Origin of the sequence: Delftia sp. S65 (assembly GCF_016516495.1) — a bacterium.
GTDB classification, from domain to species: Bacteria; Pseudomonadota; Gammaproteobacteria; order Burkholderiales; family Burkholderiaceae_C; genus Comamonas; species Comamonas acidovorans.
The window spans coordinates 130,784-152,692 of record NZ_JACVUR010000012.1 but is presented as its reverse complement, the minus strand read 5'-3'; the positions used below and the strand labels follow the sequence as shown (position 1 = coordinate 152,692).

The 21,909-nt window shown below is 67.8% G+C and carries 18 protein-coding genes; 11 read left to right on the top strand and 7 right to left on the bottom strand.

Annotated elements, in window-relative coordinates; all coding sequences use genetic code 11:
• Positions 1–100 precede the first annotated feature (100 nt).
• The 5 genes from proW to IAE24_RS13280 all read right to left on the bottom strand — a co-directional run bounded on the left by proW (position 101) and on the right by IAE24_RS13280 (position 5,544).
• Positions 101–1,291 carry a glycine betaine/L-proline ABC transporter permease ProW gene (proW, locus tag IAE24_RS13300; RefSeq protein ID WP_199961704.1) on the bottom strand — a complete coding sequence of 397 codons (1,191 nt, stop codon included), beginning with the start codon at positions 1,289–1,291 and terminating at the stop codon, positions 101–103.
• Positions 1,288–2,610 (bottom strand): glycine betaine/L-proline ABC transporter ATP-binding protein ProV, encoded by a 1,323-nt coding sequence (gene proV, locus IAE24_RS13295; RefSeq protein ID WP_141834109.1) that lies wholly within the window; start codon positions 2,608–2,610, stop codon positions 1,288–1,290. Before proV ends, proW begins: the two co-directional genes overlap by 4 nt.
• Before the next feature lie 674 nt (positions 2,611–3,284).
• Positions 3,285–4,088, bottom strand: coding sequence for a lipoyl protein ligase domain-containing protein (locus tag IAE24_RS13290; RefSeq protein ID WP_197942963.1), 804 nt, complete (start codon positions 4,086–4,088; stop codon positions 3,285–3,287).
• 43 nt (positions 4,089–4,131) lie between these two features.
• Positions 4,132–4,494, bottom strand: coding sequence for a hypothetical protein (locus IAE24_RS13285; protein WP_141833917.1), 363 nt, complete (start codon positions 4,492–4,494; stop codon positions 4,132–4,134).
• Between the two features lie 441 nt (positions 4,495–4,935).
• Positions 4,936–5,544: a TIGR00645 family protein gene (locus tag IAE24_RS13280; RefSeq protein WP_012204594.1), complete on the bottom strand. Its 609-nt coding sequence runs from the start codon at positions 5,542–5,544 to the stop codon at positions 4,936–4,938.
• 231 nt (positions 5,545–5,775) lie between these two features.
• Here IAE24_RS13280 and acs point away from each other — a divergent pair, with 231 nt between their 5' ends.
• Both acs and IAE24_RS13270 read left to right on the top strand, forming a co-directional pair.
• Positions 5,776–7,776: an acetate--CoA ligase gene (acs, locus tag IAE24_RS13275; protein WP_013803247.1), complete on the top strand. Its 2,001-nt coding sequence runs from the start codon at positions 5,776–5,778 to the stop codon at positions 7,774–7,776.
• A 175-nt stretch (positions 7,777–7,951) separates the two neighbouring features.
• Positions 7,952–8,434: a hypothetical protein gene (locus tag IAE24_RS13270; protein WP_013803246.1), complete on the top strand. Its 483-nt coding sequence runs from the start codon at positions 7,952–7,954 to the stop codon at positions 8,432–8,434.
• A gap of 103 nt (positions 8,435–8,537) precedes the next feature.
• Here IAE24_RS13270 and IAE24_RS13265 read toward each other — a convergent pair whose 3' ends face one another.
• Complete coding sequence (locus tag IAE24_RS13265; RefSeq protein ID WP_034398318.1) at positions 8,538–8,843, bottom strand: c-type cytochrome; 306 nt, start codon at positions 8,841–8,843, stop codon at positions 8,538–8,540.
• Positions 8,844–8,949: 106 nt separating this feature from the next.
• Here IAE24_RS13265 and IAE24_RS13260 point away from each other — a divergent pair, with 106 nt between their 5' ends.
• Both IAE24_RS13260 and ilvD read left to right on the top strand, forming a co-directional pair.
• Positions 8,950–9,198: a TIGR04438 family Trp-rich protein gene (locus IAE24_RS13260; RefSeq protein ID WP_013803244.1), complete on the top strand. Its 249-nt coding sequence runs from the start codon at positions 8,950–8,952 to the stop codon at positions 9,196–9,198.
• Between the two features lie 189 nt (positions 9,199–9,387).
• Positions 9,388–11,247, top strand: a complete 1,860-nt coding sequence (gene ilvD, locus IAE24_RS13255; RefSeq protein ID WP_013803243.1) for a dihydroxy-acid dehydratase — start codon at positions 9,388–9,390, stop codon at positions 11,245–11,247.
• Between the two features lie 343 nt (positions 11,248–11,590).
• Here ilvD and bfr read toward each other — a convergent pair whose 3' ends face one another.
• Positions 11,591–12,067 carry a bacterioferritin gene (bfr, locus tag IAE24_RS13250; protein WP_013803242.1) on the bottom strand — a complete coding sequence of 159 codons (477 nt, stop codon included), beginning with the start codon at positions 12,065–12,067 and terminating at the stop codon, positions 11,591–11,593.
• Between the two features lie 264 nt (positions 12,068–12,331).
• Between bfr and IAE24_RS13245 the strand changes: the two genes are divergently transcribed.
• The 7 genes from IAE24_RS13245 (at position 12,332) to IAE24_RS13215 (ending at position 21,833) form a co-directional block, all read left to right on the top strand.
• On the top strand, positions 12,332–13,171 hold the full coding sequence (locus tag IAE24_RS13245) for a p-hydroxycinnamoyl CoA hydratase/lyase (protein WP_063326635.1): 840 nt from the start codon (positions 12,332–12,334) through the stop codon (positions 13,169–13,171).
• 70 nt (positions 13,172–13,241) lie between these two features.
• Entirely contained in the window at positions 13,242–15,413 is a 2,172-nt protein-coding gene (locus IAE24_RS13240) for an acetate--CoA ligase family protein (protein ID WP_199961705.1), read from the top strand.
• A gap of 106 nt (positions 15,414–15,519) precedes the next feature.
• On the top strand, positions 15,520–16,890 hold the full coding sequence (locus IAE24_RS13235; protein WP_063326633.1) for a spinster family MFS transporter: 1,371 nt from the start codon (positions 15,520–15,522) through the stop codon (positions 16,888–16,890).
• Entirely contained in the window at positions 16,887–18,677 is a 1,791-nt protein-coding gene (locus tag IAE24_RS13230) for an acyl-CoA dehydrogenase (RefSeq protein ID WP_199961706.1), read from the top strand. Before IAE24_RS13235 ends, IAE24_RS13230 begins: the two co-directional genes overlap by 4 nt.
• Positions 18,678–18,786: 109 nt before the next feature.
• Positions 18,787–19,251 carry a MarR family winged helix-turn-helix transcriptional regulator gene (locus IAE24_RS13225; protein WP_013803237.1) on the top strand — a complete coding sequence of 155 codons (465 nt, stop codon included), beginning with the start codon at positions 18,787–18,789 and terminating at the stop codon, positions 19,249–19,251.
• Between the two features lie 61 nt (positions 19,252–19,312).
• On the top strand, positions 19,313–20,158 hold the full coding sequence (gene lgt / locus IAE24_RS13220) for a prolipoprotein diacylglyceryl transferase (protein WP_225614206.1): 846 nt from the start codon (positions 19,313–19,315) through the stop codon (positions 20,156–20,158).
• A gap of 229 nt (positions 20,159–20,387) precedes the next feature.
• Positions 20,388–21,833: a malonyl-CoA decarboxylase gene (locus IAE24_RS13215; RefSeq protein ID WP_199961707.1), complete on the top strand. Its 1,446-nt coding sequence runs from the start codon at positions 20,388–20,390 to the stop codon at positions 21,831–21,833.
• Positions 21,834–21,909 lie beyond the last annotated feature (76 nt).

Genomic DNA, 21,909 nt, shown 5'->3' with positions numbered 1-21,909 from the left:
CCCGTTTGTGTCATTTCGGGTTGGTGGGCGCCCGGGGGGGCGGCCCGCTTTTCGGGAAGGCGGCGCGGCAGTGGGCCCATCCGCGCCGCAGTGAAGGCATTCAGCTGGTGCTGCCGCGATGGACCGGCTTGTTGCCGGCGCCCAGCAGGCGGGCAATGCAGCCGGCGGGGCCGCTGTGCCACCAGCGCGCGCCGCCACGGGTCGTCTGCCCCATGGCCTGGGTGATGCGGTCCAGCACGATGGCCAGCAGCACGATGCCCAGTCCGCCCACGGTGGCCAGGCCCATGTCCAGGCGGCCGATGCCGCGCAGCACCATCTGGCCCAGGCCGCCCACGGCGATCATGGAGGCGATCACCACCATGGACAGCGACAGCATCAGCGCCTGGTTCACGCCCGCCATGATGGACGGCATGGCCAGCGGCAGCTGCACCTTCCACAGCAACTGCCAGGGCGATGCGCCATAGGCGCGGCTGGCCTCGATCAGGTCGGGGCGCACCTGGCGGATGCCCAGGTTGGTCAGGCGGATCAGCGGCGGCAGCGCGAAGATGATGGTCACGATCACGCCGGGCACGTTGCCGATGCCGAACAGCATCACCACGGGCACCAGGTAGACGAAGGCCGGCGTGGTCTGCATGGCGTCGAGCAGCGGGCGTGTCCAGCGCTGCGCACGGTCGCTGGAGGCCAGCAAAATCCCCGCAGGCAGGCCGATGACCATGCAGAACACCAGCGAAGTCAGCACCAGGGACAGCGTCACCATGGCCTCGGGCCAGATGCCCAGCATGGCGACCACCACCAGCGAGACGGTGGCACCAATGGCCATGGCGCGGCCCGCGAACTGCCAGGCCACCAGGGTCAGGATCAGGATCAGCAGCGGCCAGGGCAGGGCCAGCATGGCATCGGTGATGCCCGACAGCGTGCCGTCGATGGGCGTGCGCACGGCCTGGAAGAAGGGGCGGAAATGGTGGACCACCCATTCCAGGCCGCTGTTGATCCAGCCCTGCACGGGCAGGCCGTCGGTGGTCAATTGGTGCCAGAGGCTGGCATGGGCGTCGTCGGGAACGCCCGAGCCGGCCGAGGCGCCCAGCCAGTCATCGCCTGCGGCATCACCGCCGCTGGCGGCGCCCCAGGGATCGGCCGAGGCATCGGGTGCCGGCGTGGCGGCGGTGGCCCAGGGATCGGCGCTTGCAGAGGCCGCGGAATCGGTGGAAGCAGGGGCTGTGCTCGCATCGGCCCAGGGATCGGTGGCGGCAGCGGCGGTGTTCGGGTTCAGGCTGTTGGTTGCATCGCTCATGCGGCATCTCCTTGTCGTTGTTCGATCGGCTCCACGGTCGGCGCGACGGTGGGGGCGTTGGAGGCCGGGAAATGCGGGTTGAGCGTGACCGGCGGCACGATCTCCTGCGGCGGCGGCACGGGCGGCGTGTCGCGGTCCAGGAAGCGCAGCATGGTGGTGCGGCTGACCACGCCCATGAACTGGCCGTCGTCGCTGGTCACCGGCAGCGCGCAGGGCGCGGCGGCCACGGGGCCGAACAGCTCGGCCACCGGCGTGCCTGCAGACAGCGGCTCGACGTTGGGCAGGAAGGCGTGGCTCAGGCCCAGCATGCCCGGGCGGCCATGCAGTGCGTCGCGCAGCGACTGCGAGGACACCACGCCCAGGAAGCGGCGGCGCGCGTTGACCACATAGGCGTAGTCGCGGTCGGAGTCTTCCAGCAGGCGCTGTGCCGCGCGGCAGCCGCGGTCGCTGTGCTCGGACACCACGGTCAGCGCCTGGCGCGCGATGTCGCCGGCCTTGAAGACCGAGGCCGCGTCCACGCCACGCACGAAGCTGCGCACATAGTCGTCGGCAGGGCTGCGCAGGATCTCGTCGGGCGTGCCGACCTGGATCACCTGGCCGTCCTTCATGATGGCGATGCGGTCGCCGATGCGCATGGCCTCGTCCAGGTCATGCGAGATGAAGACGATGGTGCGGCGCTGGATCTGCTGCAGGCGCAGCAGCTCGGACTGCATCTCCGTGCGGATGATGGGGTCCAGGGCCGAGAAGGCCTCGTCCATCAGCAGGATGGACGGATCGGACGCCAGCGCCCGGGCCAGGCCCACGCGCTGCTGCATGCCGCCCGACAGCTCGTCGGGGTAGCTGGCGCCCCAGGCGCCCAGGCCCACCTGCTCCAGCGCGGCCTGGGCCTGTGTCTGGCGCTCGGCCTTGTCGGCGCCGGCCAGCTCCAGGCCGAAGGCCGTGTTGTCCAGCACCGTCATGTGCGGCATCAGCGCAAAGGACTGGAACACCATGGAGATGTCCTTGCGGCGCAGCGCGCGCAGGTCGCGCTCGCTCAGGGCATTGATGTCCTGGCCATCGACCACGATGCGCCCGGCCGTGGGCTCGATGAGGCGGTTGAGCATGCGCACCAGGGTGGACTTGCCCGAGCCCGACAAGCCCATGACGACGAAGATCTCGCCGGCCTCGATGGTGAAATTGGCGTCGAACACGCCGATGGACTGGCCCGTGCGCTCCAGGATCTCCTGTTTGCTCAGGCCCTGTTGGACGAGGTCGAGTGCGGTCTTGGGGTCGTCCCCGAACACCTTGAACACATGATCGATGATGATCTGCTTGGCCACTGTGGCGTTCTCCTTTTGGGTGAGATGGAACACAGTCCAGCGTCCTCGACGGGCGAAGACGCTGGCGCGCAAGCCAAAAATGAAGCCCTGATGCCGTTCGCTGCAGGGGACTGCCGTCCCCCGTTGCTGGGATTCAAACAGGTGCGAAAGCACCCGAGGCGGCTCGGATGGCACGCGAAGCGGTGCGCAAGAGCCAGAAGTCGAGAGCAGCCGGCGGCGAGGCGCGCGGTGTCTCAGTCGGGCATCGTGGCTGAAGATCAGCCAGCGCGATGCCCCACAACATCAGGACCGAGTTTCGGCCCGGTTGACGGGGCTGTGCCGGGAGCACAACGATCCGCCGGGGTGTATCGGCAGGCCGCCAGATGCAGGGCAAATGGGGTGCCAATGACCTGCTCGGCAGGTTGTAAAGAAGCCGAAATTATATAAAACGACTTTTACTGCGTCAAAACGCATGAGCCGAAAAAAGCCTGTTTCGGGCCGTTTCGGCCCGTCTGGCGGGCTGATCGGTCGCTTTTTTGCTCATTTAATAATAGCGTAATAGCTATATTCCATGAGATATCTGCTGCCATCGGTGAATAAAATCGGCGAAGCGTCAGCTTGAGGAAAGCTTCAGGCCAGATCTTCACCGAAAACGAGGCTTCGGACGCGAAAACGACCCGCAGGCATTGATGCACTCAGGACACGGCGGTTTCCGCCTTGCCCGGCGGGCCGCACCGGCATACCGAATCGGCCAGGAGGGAGTGCAGTGCCTGCATGGTGTCAGCCTGGTTGCCCGGCCCCTGCGCGGGCGCAAGCGCCTGGGCCACGTTGATGGTGCTGTCCGGGTCATAGTGGCGGCTGCTGTCCAGCGCCTGCTCGAAGCCGTTGGCCAGCACATGGGCGGCTGGCAGGTCGGCGTCGACCAGCAGCACGGCATGGGCCAGCACGGCATGCGCACGTAGGCTGCCGGGCGCCGTGCCTGGCGGCGCCGGCAGCGGGCGCCAGTATTGGGCCGTGCCGGCGATCTTGCGCGCCCGCCCTTCGTGGGTGCAGGCCAGATTGAAGCGGCCATCGCAGAACGAGCCTTCCACTGCCTGCCAGTGCGTTGCCAGGCCCAGGCTGTGCAGCGGGCCGCGCAGCATCTCGCACAGGTGCAGGTAGACGGGCTCGGCCCATTCGCCCGGCATGCCGCGCACCACATAGGCCAGGCTCAGGTTGAGCATGCCCGGGCCCTGGGGAACCAGGCCACCGCCCGAGGAGCGCAGGTACACCGGGCAGCCTTGCGCCGCAAAGCGCTCGCGCACCGCGTCCAGTGCCGCATGGCGCTGGTAGCTGCGTGGCACCACCAGGCAGGTGGGGGCGGTCCACAGCTGGGCCAGGGGATGGCCTGGGTCTGCGGCCAGCCGCTCCAGCAGCGCGAGGTCGGCCGCCACGGGATTGACGAGGCCCAGGCCTTGGGGCTCGACCAGGGTGAAATGCGGCAGGTGCGAATAGGGCATGCGGCCAGTTTAGGGACAGGAGCAACCGGCAGGCATCAACCCCTCACCCTGGCGGTGCTGTCCCCAGGCTGGCAAATGCCTGCGCGAACCTCAAGGTTGCGGTCTGCGCCGCATTGCGCCGGCGCTGCGCGGGCTGGTCTGTGGATGCGCAGTCCAGGGGGCGCGCCTCTTCGGACACTGCGTGTGCCAGCGCGCTGGCGCTGCTGCGGATGGCCTCCAGGGCCTGGGCCACCGTTTCGATGCGCTGGTGGCCCTCCGGGTGTTCGAGCCAGGCCAGGGACAGGTCGACGATGGCGGCTATCTGGGTGCAGCCTCGTTGCACGATCAGGTCCATGTCGCCCAGCGCAAGGGACAGATGCCGGGCGTGCGCGTCGTCAGGGGGCTGGGGCGCCTTTTGCTGCTTCATGGCTGGTGCCTCCGCCCTGGATTGCGCAGGGATGGCGCAGGGGGATAAAGGTGGCGTGGCACGCAGGCGCGTGCAAGGGAAACGGCTGTCATGGTTCTGTGCTCCTGGACGAGACTTGAACCACCGGCCCGCGTTCTTACGCGCGGACGGGTGGACGGGATGTTAAGAACACGTGCCAGCCGTGCGGACGCCCTTGCGGGTAGCCCCATCCCGCCCGTAACCGTATGGACGTGGGTATGCACCCACGATCCGGAAATCAGACGTGACAAGGCCTCTTTAACGGCGAGGCCGCACCGCTGGCGATCAAGGTGTTCTTACGCACCAGCCCTGAACTGGGGGCTGGCGCAATGATAGTGGGTTTCACCTCGGCGCCCTGCAATGAAAAAGCCCCGCAGCGGCTGGCGCTGCGGGGCTTTGGGGGGCTTGATGACAGCTGCCGGCTCAGTGGTTGCTGGCCGTGCTGTTGATCAGCTTGTCGGTGTAGGCGATGGCCAGGGCGCTGGCCAGGAAGGTGACGTGGATGATGGTCTGCCACATCAGCACCTTGACGTCGTAGCTGCCTGCGTTGATGAAGGTCTTGAGCAGGTGGATGGAGCTGATGCCGATGATGGACAGGGCCAGCTTGACCTTGAGGATGGAGGCGTTCACGTGGCCCAGCCACTCGGGCTGGTCGGGGTGGCTGTCCAGGCCCAGGCGGCTGACGAAGGTTTCGTAGCCGCCCACGATGACCATGATCAGCAGGTTGGAGATCATCACCACGTCGATCAGCGCCAGAACCACCAGCATGATGATGGTTTCGTTGAGCGCGCCGATGGGCGCATCGTGCTTGTAGCCGATGCTGGTGATCAGCGCCTGCAGCGCTTCCTGGTTGCCGAAGGCGGCCTCGATCAGGTGCCACAACTCGAGCAGGAAGTGCCAGACGTAGACGCCCTGGGCGGCGATCAGGCCCAGGTACAGCGGCAGCTGCAGCCAGCGGCTGGCGAAGATCAGGGAAGGCAGGGGACGCAGGGGGGAGCCGGGGGCTCGATTGGAGTTTTGCTGGCGGGCCATGGTGGTCGGTCGCGCTTGTCTGGTGTGGGAGCGTGGATGGGAGGGGACAATGGCCGTGGAAAACGGGCGCGCGATTTTAGCGGCGAAACAGGCCATTGCCAGTGACAGCCAGGAACTGCGGGGAATCCCCAGGTAGACGCGCCCAAGGGGGTTTCAGTCAGTGGCATGTAAGACCGGCCCCCGACAGTCACACCACAATTTTTATTTGGCCAGCCCAGGAGACAAGCAAGCATGAGCACCGCAACAGCATCCCCCATTGAATCGGTACTGGTGGAGAACCGGGTCTTCCCGCCGCCGGCAGACTTCGCCGCCAAGGCCCGCATCTCCGGCATGGAGCAGTACAAGGCGCTGTGTGCCGAGGCAGAGAACGACTACCAGGGCTTCTGGGCCCGCCTGGCGCGCGAGAACGTGGTCTGGTCCAAGCCCTTCACCCAGGTGCTGGACGACAGCAATCCCCCGTTCTTCCGCTGGTTCGCCGACGGCGAACTCAACGCCAGCGCCAATTGCCTGGACAAGCACATGGGCACGGACGTCGAGCACAAGACGGCCATCATCTTCGAGGCCGATGGCGGCGAGGTCACCAAGGTCAGCTACCGCGAACTGCTGGAGCGCGTCTCGCAGTTCGCCAACGCGCTCAAGGCCCAGGGCGTGCAAAAGGGCGACCGCGTCCTGATCTACATGCCCATGACCATCGAGGGCGTGATCGCCATGCAGGCCTGCGCGCGCATCGGCGCCACGCACAGCGTGGTGTTCGGCGGCTTCTCGGCCAAGGCGGTGCAGGAGCGCATCGTGGACGTGGGCGCCGTGGCCGTGATCACCGCCAACTACCAGATGCGCGGCGGCAAGGAGCTGCCGCTCAAGGCCATCGTGGACGATGCGCTGGCGCTGGGCGGCTGCGAGGCCGTGCGCCATGTCTTCGTCTACGAGCGCACGGCCACGGCCTGTGCCATGACGGCCGGCCGCGACAAGACCTTCGGCGAGATCCTGGCCGGCCAGAGCACCGAGTGCGCGCCCGTGGCCGTGGATTCCGAGCACCCGCTGTTCATCCTCTACACCAGCGGCTCCACGGGCAAGCCCAAGGGCGTGCAGCACTGCACGGGCGGCTATGTGCTGTGGGCCAAGCAGACCATGGAGTGGACCTTCGACCTCAAGCCCAGCGACGTATTCTGGTGCACGGCCGACATCGGCTGGATCACGGGCCACACCTACGTGGCCTACGGCCCGCTGGCCGCTGGCGCCACGCAGATCGTGTTCGAGGGCGTGCCCACCTTCCCCAACGCGGGCCGCTTCTGGCAGATGATCGAGCGCCACGGCTGCACCATCTTCTACACGGCGCCCACGGCCATCCGCTCGCTGATCAAGGCCGCCGACGGCGATGCCGCCGTGCATCCGAAGAACTCGGACCTGTCCAGCCTGCGCCTGCTGGGCAGCGTGGGAGAGCCCATCAATCCCGAGGCCTGGATGTGGTACCACCGCAATGTGGGCGGCGAGCGCTGCCCCATCGTGGACACCTTCTGGCAGACCGAGAACGGCGGCCATGTGATCGCCCCCATGCCGGGTGCCACGCCGCTGGTGCCGGGTTCGTGCACGCTGCCGCTGCCGGGCATCATGGCCGCCATCGTCGACGAGACCGGCCATGAACTGCCCAACGGCGCAGGCGGCCTGCTGGTGGTCACCAAGCCCTGGCCCAGCATGATCCGCACCATCTGGGGCGACCCCGAGCGCTTCAAGAAGAGCTACTTCCCGGCCGAGCTGGGCGGGCAGACCTACCTGGCCGGCGACGGCGCGGTGCGCAGCGAGGACCGGGGCTACTTCCGCATCACGGGCCGCATCGACGACGTGCTCAATGTTTCGGGCCACCGCATGGGCACGATGGAGATCGAGTCGGCCCTGGTGTCCAAGACCGACCTGGTGGCCGAGGCCGCCGTGGTGGGCCGCCCCGATGACCTGACAGGCGAGGCCATCTGCGCCTTCGTGGTGCTCAAGCGCTCGCGTCCCACGGGCGAGGAGGCCAAGCAGATCGCCAAGGAGCTGCGCGACTGGGTGGCCAAGGAAATCGGCCCCATCGCCAAGCCCAAGGACATCCGCTTTGGCGACAACCTGCCCAAGACGCGCAGCGGCAAGATCATGCGCCGCCTGCTGCGCTCGATTGCCAAGGGCGAGGCCATCACCCAGGACACGAGCACGCTGGAGAACCCGGCCATCCTCGACCAGTTGGCCGAGACGAACTGAGGGCGGACACGCCCGCCATGAAGAACCGGAGCACAGGCTCCGGTTTTTTCTTGGCTGGACTGCGGGCGGCGCGCTGTCTTGCAGTCCTATTTTGTGTGGGCCGACAGCTCAGGCATGATGGTTGCAGTACAACCGAAGCTGTTGTTTTCACCACTGCCGAGGGAGGCGTTGCACCATGAACCTGAGAACCCTGTCGCTGCTGATCACCGTGGCCCTGATTGCGCTGCTGGCGGCATTCAACTGGAACACGCTGGCCGCGCCTTCCGTCGTGTCGCTGGGCGTGACCGAAGTCCAGGCGCCGCTGGGCGTGCTGATGCTGGCGCTGACCTGCCTGCTGGGCGTGTTCTTCGTCGCCTATGTGCTGTGGCTGCAGGGCTCGGTACTGATGGAAGCGCGCCGCCACGCCAAGGAAATGCAGGCCCAGCGTGACCTGGCCGACAAGGCCGAGGCTTCGCGCTTCACCGAGCTGCGCACCGTGCTGGAGGACCTGCATGCGCGTGACAAGGAAGTGCTGATGGCGCGGCTGGACGGGCTGGAGGCGCACCTGGTGCAGCGTGCCCAGGAGTCGGACAACAGCACGGCCGCCTATGTGGGGCAGCTGGAGCAGCAGGTTCGCCTGTACCAGCAGCCCGGCGCAGGCGCTCCGGACTACAGGTAGGCGGCCCGCGCCCGGATTCACGGGCGGACCATGAAAAAAACCGCGCGACTTGCGTTGCGCGGTTTTTTTCGTTGCGGGCCCCGAGGCGGGAGGCCGGCGGAACTTACTTCAGCGACAGCACCCAGGCGGCCAGCTTCTTGGCGTCGGCATCGTTGACCTGGGGGTTGGCGGGCATGGGAACCGGGCCCCAGACGCCGCTGCCGCCCTTCATGATCTTGGCAGCCAGCTTGTCCACCGCGTCCTTCTGGCCTGCGTACTTGGAGGCCACATCCTTATAGGACGGGCCCACCAGCTTCTTGTCCACGGCGTGGCAGGCCATGCAGTTCTTGGAGGCGGCAAGAGCCTGGTCGGCCATGGCGGGAGCCACGGTGACGACGGTCAAGGCCAATGCGATCAATGTCTGCTTCATCATGAGTTCCTGGGGGTTGTCGGGAATAATTATGCGAAACATTGTAGTGGGCGCGCATGCCTGATGCGTTACCTCGTGTGAAGCACCGTCTGGTGAAGGAGAAGTTATGTATCTGTTGGGAATCGCGGTCCTGCTCACCCTGCTGAAGTTGGCCGATATCGAGCCTGTGGCCTCCTGGTCCTGGTACGTCATCCTGGGCGCCTATGGCGTGACGGCCGCCTGGTGGGCCTGGGCCGACACCTCTGGCTACACCAAGCGGCGCGCGGCCGACAAGATCGAGCAGCGGCGCTTGAAGCGCATCGAAAAGAACAAGGAAGCCATGGGCACGGGCACGCGCTCGCGTTCGCGCCGCTGAGGGGCCTTGAACGGCGGCGCAGGCTTCGCCGCAGGCGATGCCTGGGGTCTGCAAAGGGGCAGCCCATGCCGGCCGGGGCATTCCTGTGGCCCAGCGGTGCGGCGGGCGCTGCGCCATAATCTTCGCCCAGACCCTGGCCTTCCCCACAGGACCAGGGATGGACCGAGACGACAGACAACTGGATTCCCCATGCCCGCATACCGTTCCAAGACTTCCACCGGCGGCCGCAACATGGCCGGTGCGCGCGCCCTGTGGCGTGCCACCGGCATGAAGGATGGCGACTTCGACAAGCCCATCATCGCCATCGCCAACTCCTTCACGCAGTTCGTTCCGGGCCACGTCCACCTCAAGGACCTGGGCCAGCTGGTGGCGCGCGAGATCGAGGCCGCAGGCGGCGTGGCCAAGGAATTCAACACCATTGCCGTGGACGACGGCATCGCCATGGGCCACGACGGCATGCTGTACTCGCTGCCCAGCCGCGACATCATCGCGGACTCGGTGGAGTACATGGTCAACGCCCACTGCGCCGACGCGCTGGTGTGCATCTCCAACTGCGACAAGATCACCCCCGGCATGCTGATGGCCGCCATGCGGCTGAACATTCCGGTGATCTTCGTCTCCGGCGGCCCCATGGAGGCGGGCAAGACCAAGCTGGCCAATCCCAACACGCACAAGCTGGAGTTCAAGAAGCTGGACCTGGTCGATGCCATGGTGATCGCGGCCGACTCCAACTACACCGACGAGCAGGTCGCCCAGGTCGAGCGCTCGGCCTGCCCGACCTGCGGTTCCTGCTCGGGCATGTTCACCGCCAACTCCATGAACTGCCTGACCGAGGCGCTGGGCCTGTCCCTGCCCGGCAACGGCACGGTGCTGGCCACGCATGCCGACCGCGAGGAACTGTTCAAGCGCGCCGGCCGCCGCATCGTCGAGCTGGCCCGTGAGTACTACGAGCAGGAAGACGCCTCCGTGCTGCCGCGCTCCGTGGGCTTCAAGGCCTTCGAGAACGCGATGACTCTGGACATCGCCATGGGCGGCTCCACCAACACCATCCTGCACCTGCTGGCCATTGCCCGTGAAGCCGAGATCGACTTCACCATGGCCGACATCGACCGCCTCTCGCGCTCCGTGCCCCAGCTGTGCAAGGTGGCGCCCAACACGCAGAAATACCACATCGAGGATGTGCACCGCGCCGGCGGCATCTTCGCCATCCTCGGCGAGCTGGCCCGCGCCGGCAAGCTGCACACCGACGTGCCCACTGTGCACGCCAAGACCCTGGGCGAAGGCCTGGCGCAGTGGGACATCACCACCACCCAGGACGAGGCCGTCAGGCACTTCTACCTGGCAGGCCCGGCCGGCATTCCCACCCAGGTGGCCTTCAGCCAGAACACGCGCTGGCCCAGCCTGGACCTGGACCGTGCAGAAGGCTGCATCCGCTCCTACGAGCACGCCTTCTCCAAGGAAGGCGGCCTGGCCGTGCTGACGGGCAACATCGCCCTGGACGGCTGCGTGGTCAAGTCGGCCGGCGTGGACGAAAGCATCCACGTGTTCGAAGGCACGGCCCACGTGACCGAGTCGCAGGACGAGGCCGTGCAGAACATCCTGGACGACAAGGTCAAGGCCGGCGACATCGTCGTCGTGCGCTATGAAGGTCCCAAGGGCGGCCCCGGCATGCAGGAAATGCTCTACCCGACCAGCTACATCAAGTCCAAGGGCCTGGGCAAGGAGTGCGCACTGCTGACCGACGGACGCTTCTCGGGCGGCACCTCGGGCCTGTCCATCGGCCACTGCTCGCCGGAAGCTGCCGCTGGCGGCGCCATCGGCCTGGTGCGCAACGGCGACCGCATCCGCATCGACATTCCCAACCGCAGCATCAACGTGCTGGTCTCCGACGAGGAGCTGGCCCGCCGCCGTGCCGAGCAGGATGCCAAGGGCTGGAAGCCCGCCGAGCCGCGCCCGCGCAAGGTGTCGGCCGCGCTCAAGGCCTATGCCAAGCTGGTGATGTCGGCCGACAAGGGCGCCGTGCGCGACCTGTCCCTGCTGGACGACTGACACCGGGCAGCACCGCCGCCAGGCGGTGCGCACCCGATGAAAATGAAAAGGGATGGAAGGCCTTGCGGCTTTCCATCCCTTTTTCTTTTCTCTTCTCTTCTCTCAGGCCCTTGAGGGCTCTTGTTTCATCGCGGGGCGACCGGCTTGCCGTTTCATCGTGGCTGCCGGTTCGGGTTTTCATCGTGGAGCAAACAGCCCACTCTCATTTATGGGAAGTGCCTGAAAAACTGGCGCGGCCAAAACAAGGGACAGCGAGCAAGGGCCGCCCCGCCGCGAGGCTGTCGTCCCCCTCCCGCGAAGCGAGAGAGGGGGAAGGCGCGAAGCGCCTCAGGGGGAGCTTCATTCAGGCGGGCTCGCCCATCTTGCTTTGCAGGTAGTTGGGCAGACCGATCTTCTCGATCAGGCCCAGTTGCTTCTCCAGCCAGTAGGCGTGGTCTTCTTCCGTGTCGCGCAGCTGGGCCAGCAGCAGGTCGCGGCTGTTGAAGTCGCTGTGGCGCTCGCACAGGGCCATGGCCGAGCGCAGGCTGTCACGCACGCGGTATTCGGTGGCCAGGTCCTTGCGCAGCATCTCTTCGACGGTCTCGCCGGGCGTGAACTCGTGCGGGCGCATGTCGGGGCGGCCGCCCAGGAACAGGATGCGGCGCAGGATGGCGTCGGCGTGCTGGGTTTCCTCTTCCATCTCATGGCCGATGCGCTCGAACAGGCGCAGCAGGCCCTGGTCTTCGTACTGGCGCGAGTGGATGAAGTACTGGTCGCGCGCGGCAAGCTCGCCGCGCAGCAACTCTATGAGGCATTCGATGACTTCTGGTTGGCCTTGCATGTTCTTCTTCTCCTGACTGTGTGAACGCCGCAAGTATCGCGTGAACCGGCCCTTGGGCCAAAGCGCGCGCTGCAATTCCCCGTGGACGGCGCATTGCATGCATGCGCGACGCAGAAGCATTCGCATCGCGGCAGGCTGGCGGGGGGGATGGAGCTAGGGTAAACGCTGTATTGCGGGCTTCAATAATAGTTATTTATCATAACGATTATGGAGCCGAAGCATCGGTGTCCAAAACCCCATTTCCCCTTTGCACAAGGAAGCGCAATGAGCACCGAACGTACCGAAGAACAGACCGTGTCCTGCACCGTCACAGGCCGCGTGGCCTGGGTGAAATTCAACCGCCCCGAAAAGCGCAACGCCATGAGCCCCCAGCTCAACCGCCAGATGATGCGTGTGCTCGACGACCTGGAGTTCCGTGACGACGTGGGCGTGGTCGTGCTTGCAGGCGAAGGCACGGCCTGGACGGCCGGCATGGACCTGAAGGAATACTTCCGCGAGACCGAGGCCACCGGCCTGGCCGGAACCCGCAAGGCCCAGCGCGAGAGCTATGGCTGGTGGCGCCGCCTGCGCTGGTTCCAGAAGCCGACCATTGCCATGGTCAACGGCTGGTGCTTCGGCGGTGGCTACGGCCCCCTGTTCGCCTGCGACCTGGCCTTTGCCTCGGATGACGCCAAGTTCGGCCTGTCTGAAATCAACTGGGGCATCCTGCCCGGTGGCGGCGCCTCCAAGGTGGCGGTGGAGCTGCTGTCCTTTCGCCGTGCCATGTACCACGCCATGCTGGGCGAGAACATCGACGGCCGTACGGCCGCCGAGTGGGGCCTGGTCAACGAGTCGCTGCCGGCCGATCGCCTGCAGGCCCGCGTCACCGAAGTGGCCGAGGCCCTGCTGCAGAAGAACCCCAGCGCCCTGAAGGCCACCAAGGACGCCATCCGCCGCGTGCGCGACATGAGCTACGACAACGCCGAGGACTACCTGGTGCGCGCCCAGGAAGCCGCCAACAGCTACGACAACGAAGGCCGCAAGGAAGGCATGCGCCAGTTCCTCGACGACAAGACCTACAAGCCAGGTCTCGGAACCTACGACCTCTCGAAGCAAAAGTCCTGAAGCCCCGCACATCCTGAGTGGCCGCGCCCTCGCTGCTAGGGCGCCTGCCGCCAACCCATTGGAGACAAGAATGACAACGACAGAGATGGCGGCCGCCCTGCGGCCCGACATCGGCAGGCTGCTGAGGCCGCGTTCCATCGCCATCGTCGGCGCCTCGGCCACGCCGGGTGCGCTGGGCGCATCGGTGCTGGGCAACCTGGAGCGCAACGGCTTTGCCGGCGACATCCACCTGATCAATCCCAAGCGCAGCGAGATCGCCGGGCGGGCCTGCCTGGCCTCGGTCGATCAGCTGCCCGAAGGCGTGGATGTGGCCGTGCTGGCCATCCCCCAGCCCTTTGTGCTGGAGACAGTGCGCGCACTGGCGGCGCGCCGCGTGGGCGCGGCGGTGATCTTCTCGGCAGGCTTTGCCGAGGCGGGCGAGCGCGGCATGGCCGAGCAGCGCGAGATCGCACGCATTGCCGCCGAGGCCGGCATGGTTGTGGAAGGCCCCAACTGCCTGGGCTGCATCAACTACCTGCAGCGCGTGCCGCTGACCTTTGTCGAGGTGAATATCGACGCGCAGCAGGTCGATGCCACGCGGCCCGCCATTGGCGTGGTCTCGCAAAGCGGCGCCATGATGACCGTGCTGTGCACCACGCTGGCCAGCCGCGCGCTGCCGCTGTCGCACGCCATCTCCACGGGCAACGAGGCTGCCAGCCATGCCGAGGACTATGTGGACTTCCTGCTGGAGCAGCCCTCCACCCGCGTGGTCGCCATGATCGTCGAGCAGTTCCGCCAGCCCGCGCGCATCCTGGCCGCCGTGGCCCGTGCGCGCAGCCTGGGCAAGTCGGTGGTGCTGCTGCATCCGGGCAAGAGCAGTGCGGCGCGCGCCTCGGCCGCCACGCACACCGGCGCCATGGCCGGCGACTATGCGCTGATGCGCACCAAGCTGGAGCGCGCAGGCGCCGTGTTTGCCGAGACACTGGAGGAGCTGGGCGACATCGCCGAGATCGCCATCCGCTGCCCCGTGCTGCCATCGGCTGGTGGGGCCGGTGCAGCCGCTGCATCGGGAGTTGCCGTGCTGGGCGAGTCCGGCGCCTTCAAGGCGCTGACGCTGGACTGGGCCGAGCAACTGGGCCTGGCCCTGCCCGCCATCGGCGACGACGACTCGCCCGCGCTGCGTGCTGCACTGCCCGAGTTCGTGGGCGTGAGCAACCCGCTGGACCTCACGGCCCAGGGCCTGGTGGAGCCGGATCTGTATTTCCGCACGCTGGATGCGCTGTTTGGCGATGCGCGCTTTTCCACCGTCCTGGTCGGCCTGATCCAGGGCGATCCGGTGACCTGCGGCATCAAGATGCCACCCGTGCTGCGCGCCGTGCGCGAGCTGCGGCCGGCCAAGCCCGTCATCGTGGCGGGCCTGGACGAGGGCGCGGCCGTGCCTGCCGAGTTCATCGCCGAGATGCGTGCGCTGGGCGTGCCGTACTTCCCCAGCACCGAGCGTGCCCTGCGCGCCGTGCAGCGCCTGACCGCCTTCAGCCAGCGCAGTTTCGAGCGCACCGATGCCCAGCCCATCGCTCTGGCCCTGCCCGCAGGCCGCACGGTGGTGCCCGAGTACGAATCCAAGGCCGTGCTGGCACAGGCCGGCATACCCTTTGCGCGCGGCCGGCTGGCCACCTCGGCCGAGCAGGCCGTGGCGATTGCGGCGGAGATCGGCTGGCCCGTGGCGCTCAAGGCCCAGTCCGCCGACCTCAGCCACAAGAGCGATGCGGGCGGCGTGATCCTGAACATTGCCGATGCGCAGGCCATGGGCGAGGCCTGGGGGCGACTGCATGCCAACGTGGCGGCCTATGACAGCGCCATTGCGCTGGACGGCGTGCTGATCGAGGCCATGGGCCAACGTGGCCTGGAGATGATCATCGGCGCGCGCAACGATCCGCAGTGGGGCCCGGTGATCCTGGCCGGCCTGGGCGGCGTGACGGCCGAGATCATGCGCGATGCGCGCCTGCTGGACGCCGACCTGTCCACCGGCGAGGTGCTGCGCGAACTGGACCGCCTGCAGGGCGCGCCGCTGCTGCACGGCTACCGGGGCGCCCCGGCGCTGGACCGCCAGGCGCTGGCCGAGCTCATCGTGCGCCTGGGCCAGGTGCTGCGCGGCACGCCGGCCATCCGCGAGATCGACCTCAACCCGGTCATCGTGCTGCCCGAAGGGCAGGGCGTGGTCGCGCTTGATGCGCTGATGCTGGTCGAGCACAGCGCGGGCTGATGCCCGCGCAAGGGCTGGCGCGGTGCGCCGGCCCTTTTCATGCGCAGCCCTGTCTCGCTTTCCCGCTTTCTTTTTTCCGCTTTCCCTTCCTCCACAGGAGGTCTCCATGAGCCTGCCTTACCCGCCGGGCCGCGTGTCCACGCCCGCGCCGGCCGAGTCGAACGGACTCGGCTATGCCTACTACGTCACCATCATCCTGCTGCTGGCCTACACCCTGTCCTTCGTGGACCGGCAGATCCTGGGCCTGCTGGTGCAGCCCATCAAGAAGGATCTGCAGCTGTCGGACTGGGTGTTCAGCATCGTCCACGGCTTTGCCTTCGCCATCTTCTACACCTTCGTCGGCATCTTCCTGGGGCGCCTGGCCGACCGCTGGAACCGCCGCAACCTCATCGTCATCGGCATGGCGATCTGGGTGGTGGCCACGGCGGCCGGTGGCTATGTCACGGGCTTTGTCTCGCTGTTCGTGGCGCGCATGTTCGTGGGCGTGGGCGAGGCGGCGCTGTCGCCGGCGGCCTATTCCATGCTGGCCGACTACTTCCCGCCCGAGCGCCGCGCGCGCGCCATGAGCATCTACACCTCGGGCGTGTACATCGGCTCGGCCACGGCCTTCATCGTGGGCGGCCTGGTCATCCAGGCCACCAGCCAGGCCGGCGAGGTGGTGTTCCCGCTGCTGGGCAGCTTCAAGCCCTGGCAGGCGGCCTTCATCTTCGTGGCCCTGCCCGGCATTCCGCTGGTGGCGCTGATGTACACCGTGCGCGAGCCGGTGCGCCGCGGCCTGCAGGCGGCAGGCGCCTCCGCCAGGGCCGCCGCTGCAGCAGGCCCCGCGCCCGATCTGTCCCATGTGTTCCGCAACAAGCGCGCCTTCCTGCCGCTGCTGCTGGCGCCGGGCATCACGGCCATGATCACCTTCGGCGTCACGGCCTGGCTGCCGGCCACCTTCATCCGCCAGTGGGGCTGGACGCCCGGCGAGATCGGCCCGGCCTACGGCGTCATCATCCTGACCTTCGGCATTGGCGGCATGCTGCTCAGCGGCTTCCTGGCCGACTACCTCACGGCGCGCGGCAAGCAGGTGGGCTCGATCGTCATCTCGCTGGTGGCCACCGGCGTGCTCATCGCCAGCGGCCTGGTGCTGGCCTTTGCGCCTTCGCCCACCGTGGCCCTGGTGGCCGTGGCGGTCACCACCTTCTTCCTGGGCATGCCGGTGGCGCTGGCGCCGCCCATCCTGCAGGCGGTCACGCCCAACCAGCTGCGCGGCCAGGTGACTTCCATCTACCTGCTGCTGATCAACCTGATCGGCCTGGGGCTCGGCCCCTTCCTCGTGGCCTTTTTCACCGACTTCGTTTTCCACGACGAAAAGCTCGTGGGCCTGTCGCTGGGCCTGGTGTCCGCCCTGGCCGCGCTGCTGTCCGTGCTGTGCCTGGCCAGCGCCATCGGTCCCTACCGCCGCCTGGTCGCGGCCATGGAGGGCCGGGCATGAGCGCGCAGGCATCGCATTGCTCGCATTACCAGCCGCCGCTGGAGGACATCCGCTTCGTCCAGCAGCACTGGCTGGGCGCAGAGGCCGACTGGCGCCGCATGCCGGCCCATGAAGCCCTGGACCAGGAGACGGCCGACATGGTGGTCGAGGCGGCCGGGCGCTTTTGCGCCGACGTGCTGGCGCCGCTCAACGGCCCGGCCGACCTGCAGGGATGTCGACTGGAAGAGGGCAGGGTGCGCACGCCCGATGGCTTTCCCGAGGCCTATGCGGCTTTCGTGGAAGCCGGCTGGCCGGCCCTGGCCTGCGCGCCCGAGGCCGGCGGCCAGGGCCTGCCCCAGCTGCTGGATGCCGCGCTGCACGAAATGCTGGCCTCGGCCAACCATGGCTGGACCATGTACCCGGGCATCCTGCACGGCGCCTATGCCTGCCTGCACGCCCATGGCGACGCGCACCTGCGCGCCACCTACCTGCCGCACATCGTCAGCGGGCGCTGGCTGGCCACCATGTGCCTGACCGAGCCCCAGGCCGGCTCCGACCTGGGCCTGCTGCGCAGCCAGGCCCGGCCCCGGGGCGATGGCAGCTACCGCCTGGACGGCAGCAAGATCTTCATCTCGGGCGGCGACCAGGACATGAGCGAGAACATCGTGCACCTGGTGCTGGCGCGGCTGCCCGATGCGCCGGCGGGCACGCGCGGGCTGTCGCTGTTCCTGGCGCCGCGCGGCATTCCCCAGGACGGCGGCGGGTTCCTGCCCAACGCCATTCACTGCGACGGCATCGAAAAGAAGATGGGCATCAAGGGCAGCGCCACCTGCGCCATGCGCTTCGAGGGTGCGCAGGCCTGGCTGGTCGGCCAGCCCCACCAGGGCCTGGCCGCCATGTTCGTGATGATGAATTCCGCCCGCCTGCACGTGGGCCTGCAGGGCTTGGGCCATGCCGAGATGGCCTGGCAGCTGGCGCGCGCCTATGCGGCCGAGCGCCGCCAGATGCGTGCCCAGCCCCGGCCCGCCGATGCGCAGGGCCCCGCCGACCCCATCGCCCTGCAGCCGGCCGTGCAGCGCATGCTGGCCGACCTGCGCGTCTGGACCGAAGGCATGCGCGCCATTGCAGGCTGGGTGGCCCACCAGCTGGACCTGGCCGAACAGGCGCCGGATGCCGAGGAGCGCGCCCAGGCCCATGCGCTGGCCTCGCTGCTCACGCCCGTGGTCAAGTCCTTCTTCACCGAGCGGGGCTTTGCGCTGGCCAGCGAGGCGCTGCAGGTCTTCGGCGGCTACGGCTATGTGCACGAGTACCGCATCGAGCAGACGCTGCGTGATGCCCGCATCGCCATGATCTACGAGGGCACGAACCAGATCCAGGCACTGGACCTGCTGCAGCGCAAGGTGGCGGCCAGCGGCGGGGCCGCGCTGGCACCGCTGCTGGCGGCACTGCGCGAGGAGGCCGCTGCCTGCGAGGCGGCGGGCATGGAGCCCGGCCTGGCCGTCGCGCTGCGCAGCTGGAGCGATCGCACCGAAGCGCTGACGGGCGCGCTGTGCGCCCGCGCCGAAGGCGACGCCCCGTTGCTGGCGCGCTGCGCCGAGGACTATCTGCGCCTGGTCGGCACGCTGTGCATGGCCTTTGCCTGGGCGCGCGCGGCGCGCGTCAGCCAGCCGCTGGCCGATCCGGCGCTGCGCCGCTCCAAGGCGGACAGCGCGGCCTGGTTCTTCGCGCATGGGCTGCTGGATGCGGAGCACTGGCTGCGCCGCACCGAGTCCGCCGCGCGCACGCCGCTGCCGGCTGCCGTGGCCTGAGCGGGCAGCCGGGGCTTTTATGATGGAACGCCGCACTGGCCCTGAAGATCCGCAGGCGCCGGGGCGGCTTTGCCTCGGTGTGCCTTCTTCCTCTTCCAGATCCGTGTCCATGGACAGCTCCTCCGAACCCGCCGTCGATCAGTCGCGCCTGCAGCGTTTCCTGGGCTACCGCCTCACGCGTGCGGAAATCCACATCCACAAGCTGTTCGCGCGGCGCGTGGCCGAACTGGACCTCAAGCCCAGCGAGTTCTCCATCCTGGTGCTGATCCACTCCAATCCCGGCATCTACCTGCGCCAGCTGGGCGAGGCGCTGGACATCTCGCCCTCCAACCTGGTGCCGGTGGTCGAGCGCCTGGTGCAGCGCGGGCTCATCGGGCGCCAGCCCGATCCGCGCGACCGCCGGCTGCAGCAGCTGCACATGACGGCCGAAGGCAGCGCGCTGCAGGCGCGGGCCGAGGGCGTGGTGGTGCAACTGGAAGACGAGCTGGAGCAACTTCTGACCGCCACCGAGCAGCGCCATCTGTTCGCGGCCCTGGACAAGCTCATGGCCATCCAGGAAAGCCAGCCGGGCTGAACCGCCGCGCCGCCAGCTTTCCAACCCCTGGCCGGCGCCGGCCATGCGGCGCTGCGGCACAATGCCGACCATGCTGATGTACCCGCAGATCGATCCCGTGGCCCTGCAGATCGGGCCCCTCGCCGTGCACTGGTACGGCCTGACCTATCTGGCCGCTTTCGGCCTCTTCCTCTGGCTGGGAACGCGCAGGCTGCGCCACCCGCCCTTCGTGCGCATGCAGGGCGACCGCGCCTGGACGCGCAAGGACGTGGAAGACATTCTTTTCCTGGGCGTGCTCGGCGTGGTCGTCGGCGGCCGGCTGGGCTACTGCCTGTTCTACAAGCCGGGCTACTACCTGAGCCACCCGCTGGAGATCTTCTATGTCTGGCAGGGCGGCATGAGCTTTCATGGCGGCCTGGTCGGCGTGATTGCCTCCATGGTCTGGTTCGCGCGCTCGCGGGCCCGCTCCTGGCTGGAGGTGGCCGACTTCGTCGCGCCCTGCGTGCCCACGGGCCTGGCGGCCGGCCGCGTCGGCAACTTCATCAACGGGGAACTGTGGGGCCGCTTCGCCAGCCCCGAGCTGCCCTGGGCCATGGTCTTCCCGCAAAGCGGCTCCATGCTGCCGCGCCACCCCTCGCAGGTCTACCAGTTCCTGCTGGAAGGCCTGCTGCTGTTCGTGCTGCTGTGGCTGTATGCGCGCAAGGAGCACAAGCCGGGCCAGGTGGCGGCGGTCTTCCTCGTCGGCTACGGAGCCTTCCGCTTCATTGCCGAGTACTTCCGCGAGCCCGATGACTTCCTGGGCCTGCTGTCGCTGGGCATGAGCATGGGCCAGTGGCTGTGCGTGCCCATGGTGATCGGCGGCATCGCCATGTGGTTCTGGGCTGCGGGGCGCCCGGCCTATCCTGCCCAGGCGGGCAAGCCGGCCTGAGGCCGGCGGTACGCACGGATACGAAGCGGGCCTGGTGCCCGCTTTTTTTTGTGCAAGGTTGACGGGAGAGGGGACAGGGGCATGCATGGGGATAGCCCGAAGACAAGAACGCGACATCGGCGTACACGGTCTGCCGTGCAGACTCTCATAATGTGAGCAGCAAAAGATTGTCATTGGCCGATTGGCGGCATGACAGTCCCGTGACCGCTTGACATGGAGGAACTTCTGAATGGGTCTGGCTACTGACTGGATTGCCCGCAATGTGTCCCGCTTTCGCAGCACCGATGCGGCTGCGCCTGCAACAAAGTCCGAGGGCGAGGCAGCCAAGGGACCCGCGCCGCGCGGCACGGCACAGCGCCTGCAGGCCACCCTGCGGCGCGGCCAGGAAGTGCTGTCCCCGCGCGAGCTGCGCAAGCTCATGGAAGACCTGCAGGCTGCCGCCGACGCCGGCCTGAGCGATGTCGAGGGCGGCCGCCATGCGCAACTGCTCATGGACTGGTACGCCCAGGCCGAGCTGCCCGCGCACAAGGATTTCTGGGCGCTGATCGTCGAGCAGTTCGGCCCCGATACCGAAGCCCTGATGGCCGCGCGAAAGCGCTATGACACGGCGACCAGCGATGCCGAGCGCGGCCAGGCCGAGATGGACCTGCGCCGCGCGCTGATGTCGCCGCGCACGCGGCTGCTGCAGCGCTTTGCCCAGCCCCAGGGCGGCATGGGCTTTCTGGTGGACCTGCGCGCCGAACTGCTGGCCCTGCCCAAGGCGGAGCAGCAGCGCTTTTCCGCTCTGGACGCCGAGCTGGAGCACCTGTTTGCCAACTGGTTCGACGTGGCCCTGCTGGAGCTGCGCCGCCTGAGCTGGGACTCGCCGGCCTCGCTGATCGAAAAGCTCATCCAGTACGAGGCCGTGCACGACATCCGCAGCTGGGCCGACCTCAAGAACCGCCTGGACAGCGACCGGCGCTGCTACGGGTTCTTCCACCCGCGCATGCCCACCGTGCCGCTGATCTTCGTGGAGGTGGCGCTGGTGGACCGGATGTCCGACAGCATCGCCCCGCTGCTGGACGAGACGGCGGCGGCCTCCGACCTGGGCCGCGCCACCACGGCCATCTTCTACTCCATCAGCAACACCCAGGCCGGCCTGCGCGGCGTGAGCTTTGGCGACTCGCTGATCAAGCATGTGGTGGAGACGCTGACGGGCGAGTTCCCCCGGCTGCGCCATTTCGCCACGCTGTCTCCCATTCCGGGCCTGCGTGCCTGGATCGCCAAGCACGGCGATGCCATCCTGGAGAAGATGGACGAGCGCCAGCGCAAGGCCTTCGAGCTCAAGGCCGGCGGCATGGGCGCCGAGCACCTGCTGGCGGCGCTGGATGCGCCGCAGGATCTCAAGCCCGACGCACCCGTGCGCCGCGCACTGCTGTTCTGCGCTGCCCACTATCTGGGGCGCGAGACGGCCAAGGGCCGGCCGCTGGACCCGGTGGCGCGTTTTCACCTGGGCAATGGCGCGCGCGTGGAGCGGCTCAACTGGGCGGCCGACCTGTCGGCCAAGGGACTCAAGCAGTCGCTGGGGCTGATGGTCAACTACCTCTACGACCTCAAGCGCCTGGACAAGCATCGCGGCCTGCTGGCGCAGGGCCGCATACCGGTGTCCTCGGACATCGAAGCCCTGTGCAAATGAAAAGGGGCGCGGCGCAGGCCGTGCCCCTTTTCTTGCACAGGGACTGCTGCGCCTGACAACGAAGACAGCCTCAAAG

Coding starts and splice junctions, on each gene's coding strand:
- IAE24_RS13270 (WP_013803246.1), top strand. CDS start 7,952: ATGAACCTGAGAACCCTGTCGCTGCTGATCACCGTGGCCCTGATTGCG.
- proW (WP_199961704.1), bottom strand. CDS start 1,291: ATGAGCGATGCAACCAACAGCCTGAACCCGAACACCGCCGCTGCCGCC.
- IAE24_RS13260 (WP_013803244.1), top strand. CDS start 8,950: ATGTATCTGTTGGGAATCGCGGTCCTGCTCACCCTGCTGAAGTTGGCC.
- IAE24_RS13240 (WP_199961705.1), top strand. CDS start 13,242: ATGACAACGACAGAGATGGCGGCCGCCCTGCGGCCCGACATCGGCAGG.
- IAE24_RS13280 (WP_012204594.1), bottom strand. CDS start 5,544: ATGGCCCGCCAGCAAAACTCCAATCGAGCCCCCGGCTCCCCCCTGCGT.
- IAE24_RS13230 (WP_199961706.1), top strand. CDS start 16,887: ATGAGCGCGCAGGCATCGCATTGCTCGCATTACCAGCCGCCGCTGGAG.
- IAE24_RS13265 (WP_034398318.1), bottom strand. CDS start 8,843: ATGAAGCAGACATTGATCGCATTGGCCTTGACCGTCGTCACCGTGGCT.
- IAE24_RS13285 (WP_141833917.1), bottom strand. CDS start 4,494: ATGAAGCAGCAAAAGGCGCCCCAGCCCCCTGACGACGCGCACGCCCGG.
- IAE24_RS13225 (WP_013803237.1), top strand. CDS start 18,787: ATGGACAGCTCCTCCGAACCCGCCGTCGATCAGTCGCGCCTGCAGCGT.
- bfr (WP_013803242.1), bottom strand. CDS start 12,067: ATGCAAGGCCAACCAGAAGTCATCGAATGCCTCATAGAGTTGCTGCGC.
- acs (WP_013803247.1), top strand. CDS start 5,776: ATGAGCACCGCAACAGCATCCCCCATTGAATCGGTACTGGTGGAGAAC.
- IAE24_RS13215 (WP_199961707.1), top strand. CDS start 20,388: ATGGGTCTGGCTACTGACTGGATTGCCCGCAATGTGTCCCGCTTTCGC.
- IAE24_RS13245 (WP_063326635.1), top strand. CDS start 12,332: ATGAGCACCGAACGTACCGAAGAACAGACCGTGTCCTGCACCGTCACA.
- ilvD (WP_013803243.1), top strand. CDS start 9,388: ATGCCCGCATACCGTTCCAAGACTTCCACCGGCGGCCGCAACATGGCC.
- IAE24_RS13290 (WP_197942963.1), bottom strand. CDS start 4,088: ATGCCCTATTCGCACCTGCCGCATTTCACCCTGGTCGAGCCCCAAGGC.
- IAE24_RS13235 (WP_063326633.1), top strand. CDS start 15,520: ATGAGCCTGCCTTACCCGCCGGGCCGCGTGTCCACGCCCGCGCCGGCC.
- lgt (WP_225614206.1), top strand. CDS start 19,313: ATGCCGACCATGCTGATGTACCCGCAGATCGATCCCGTGGCCCTGCAG.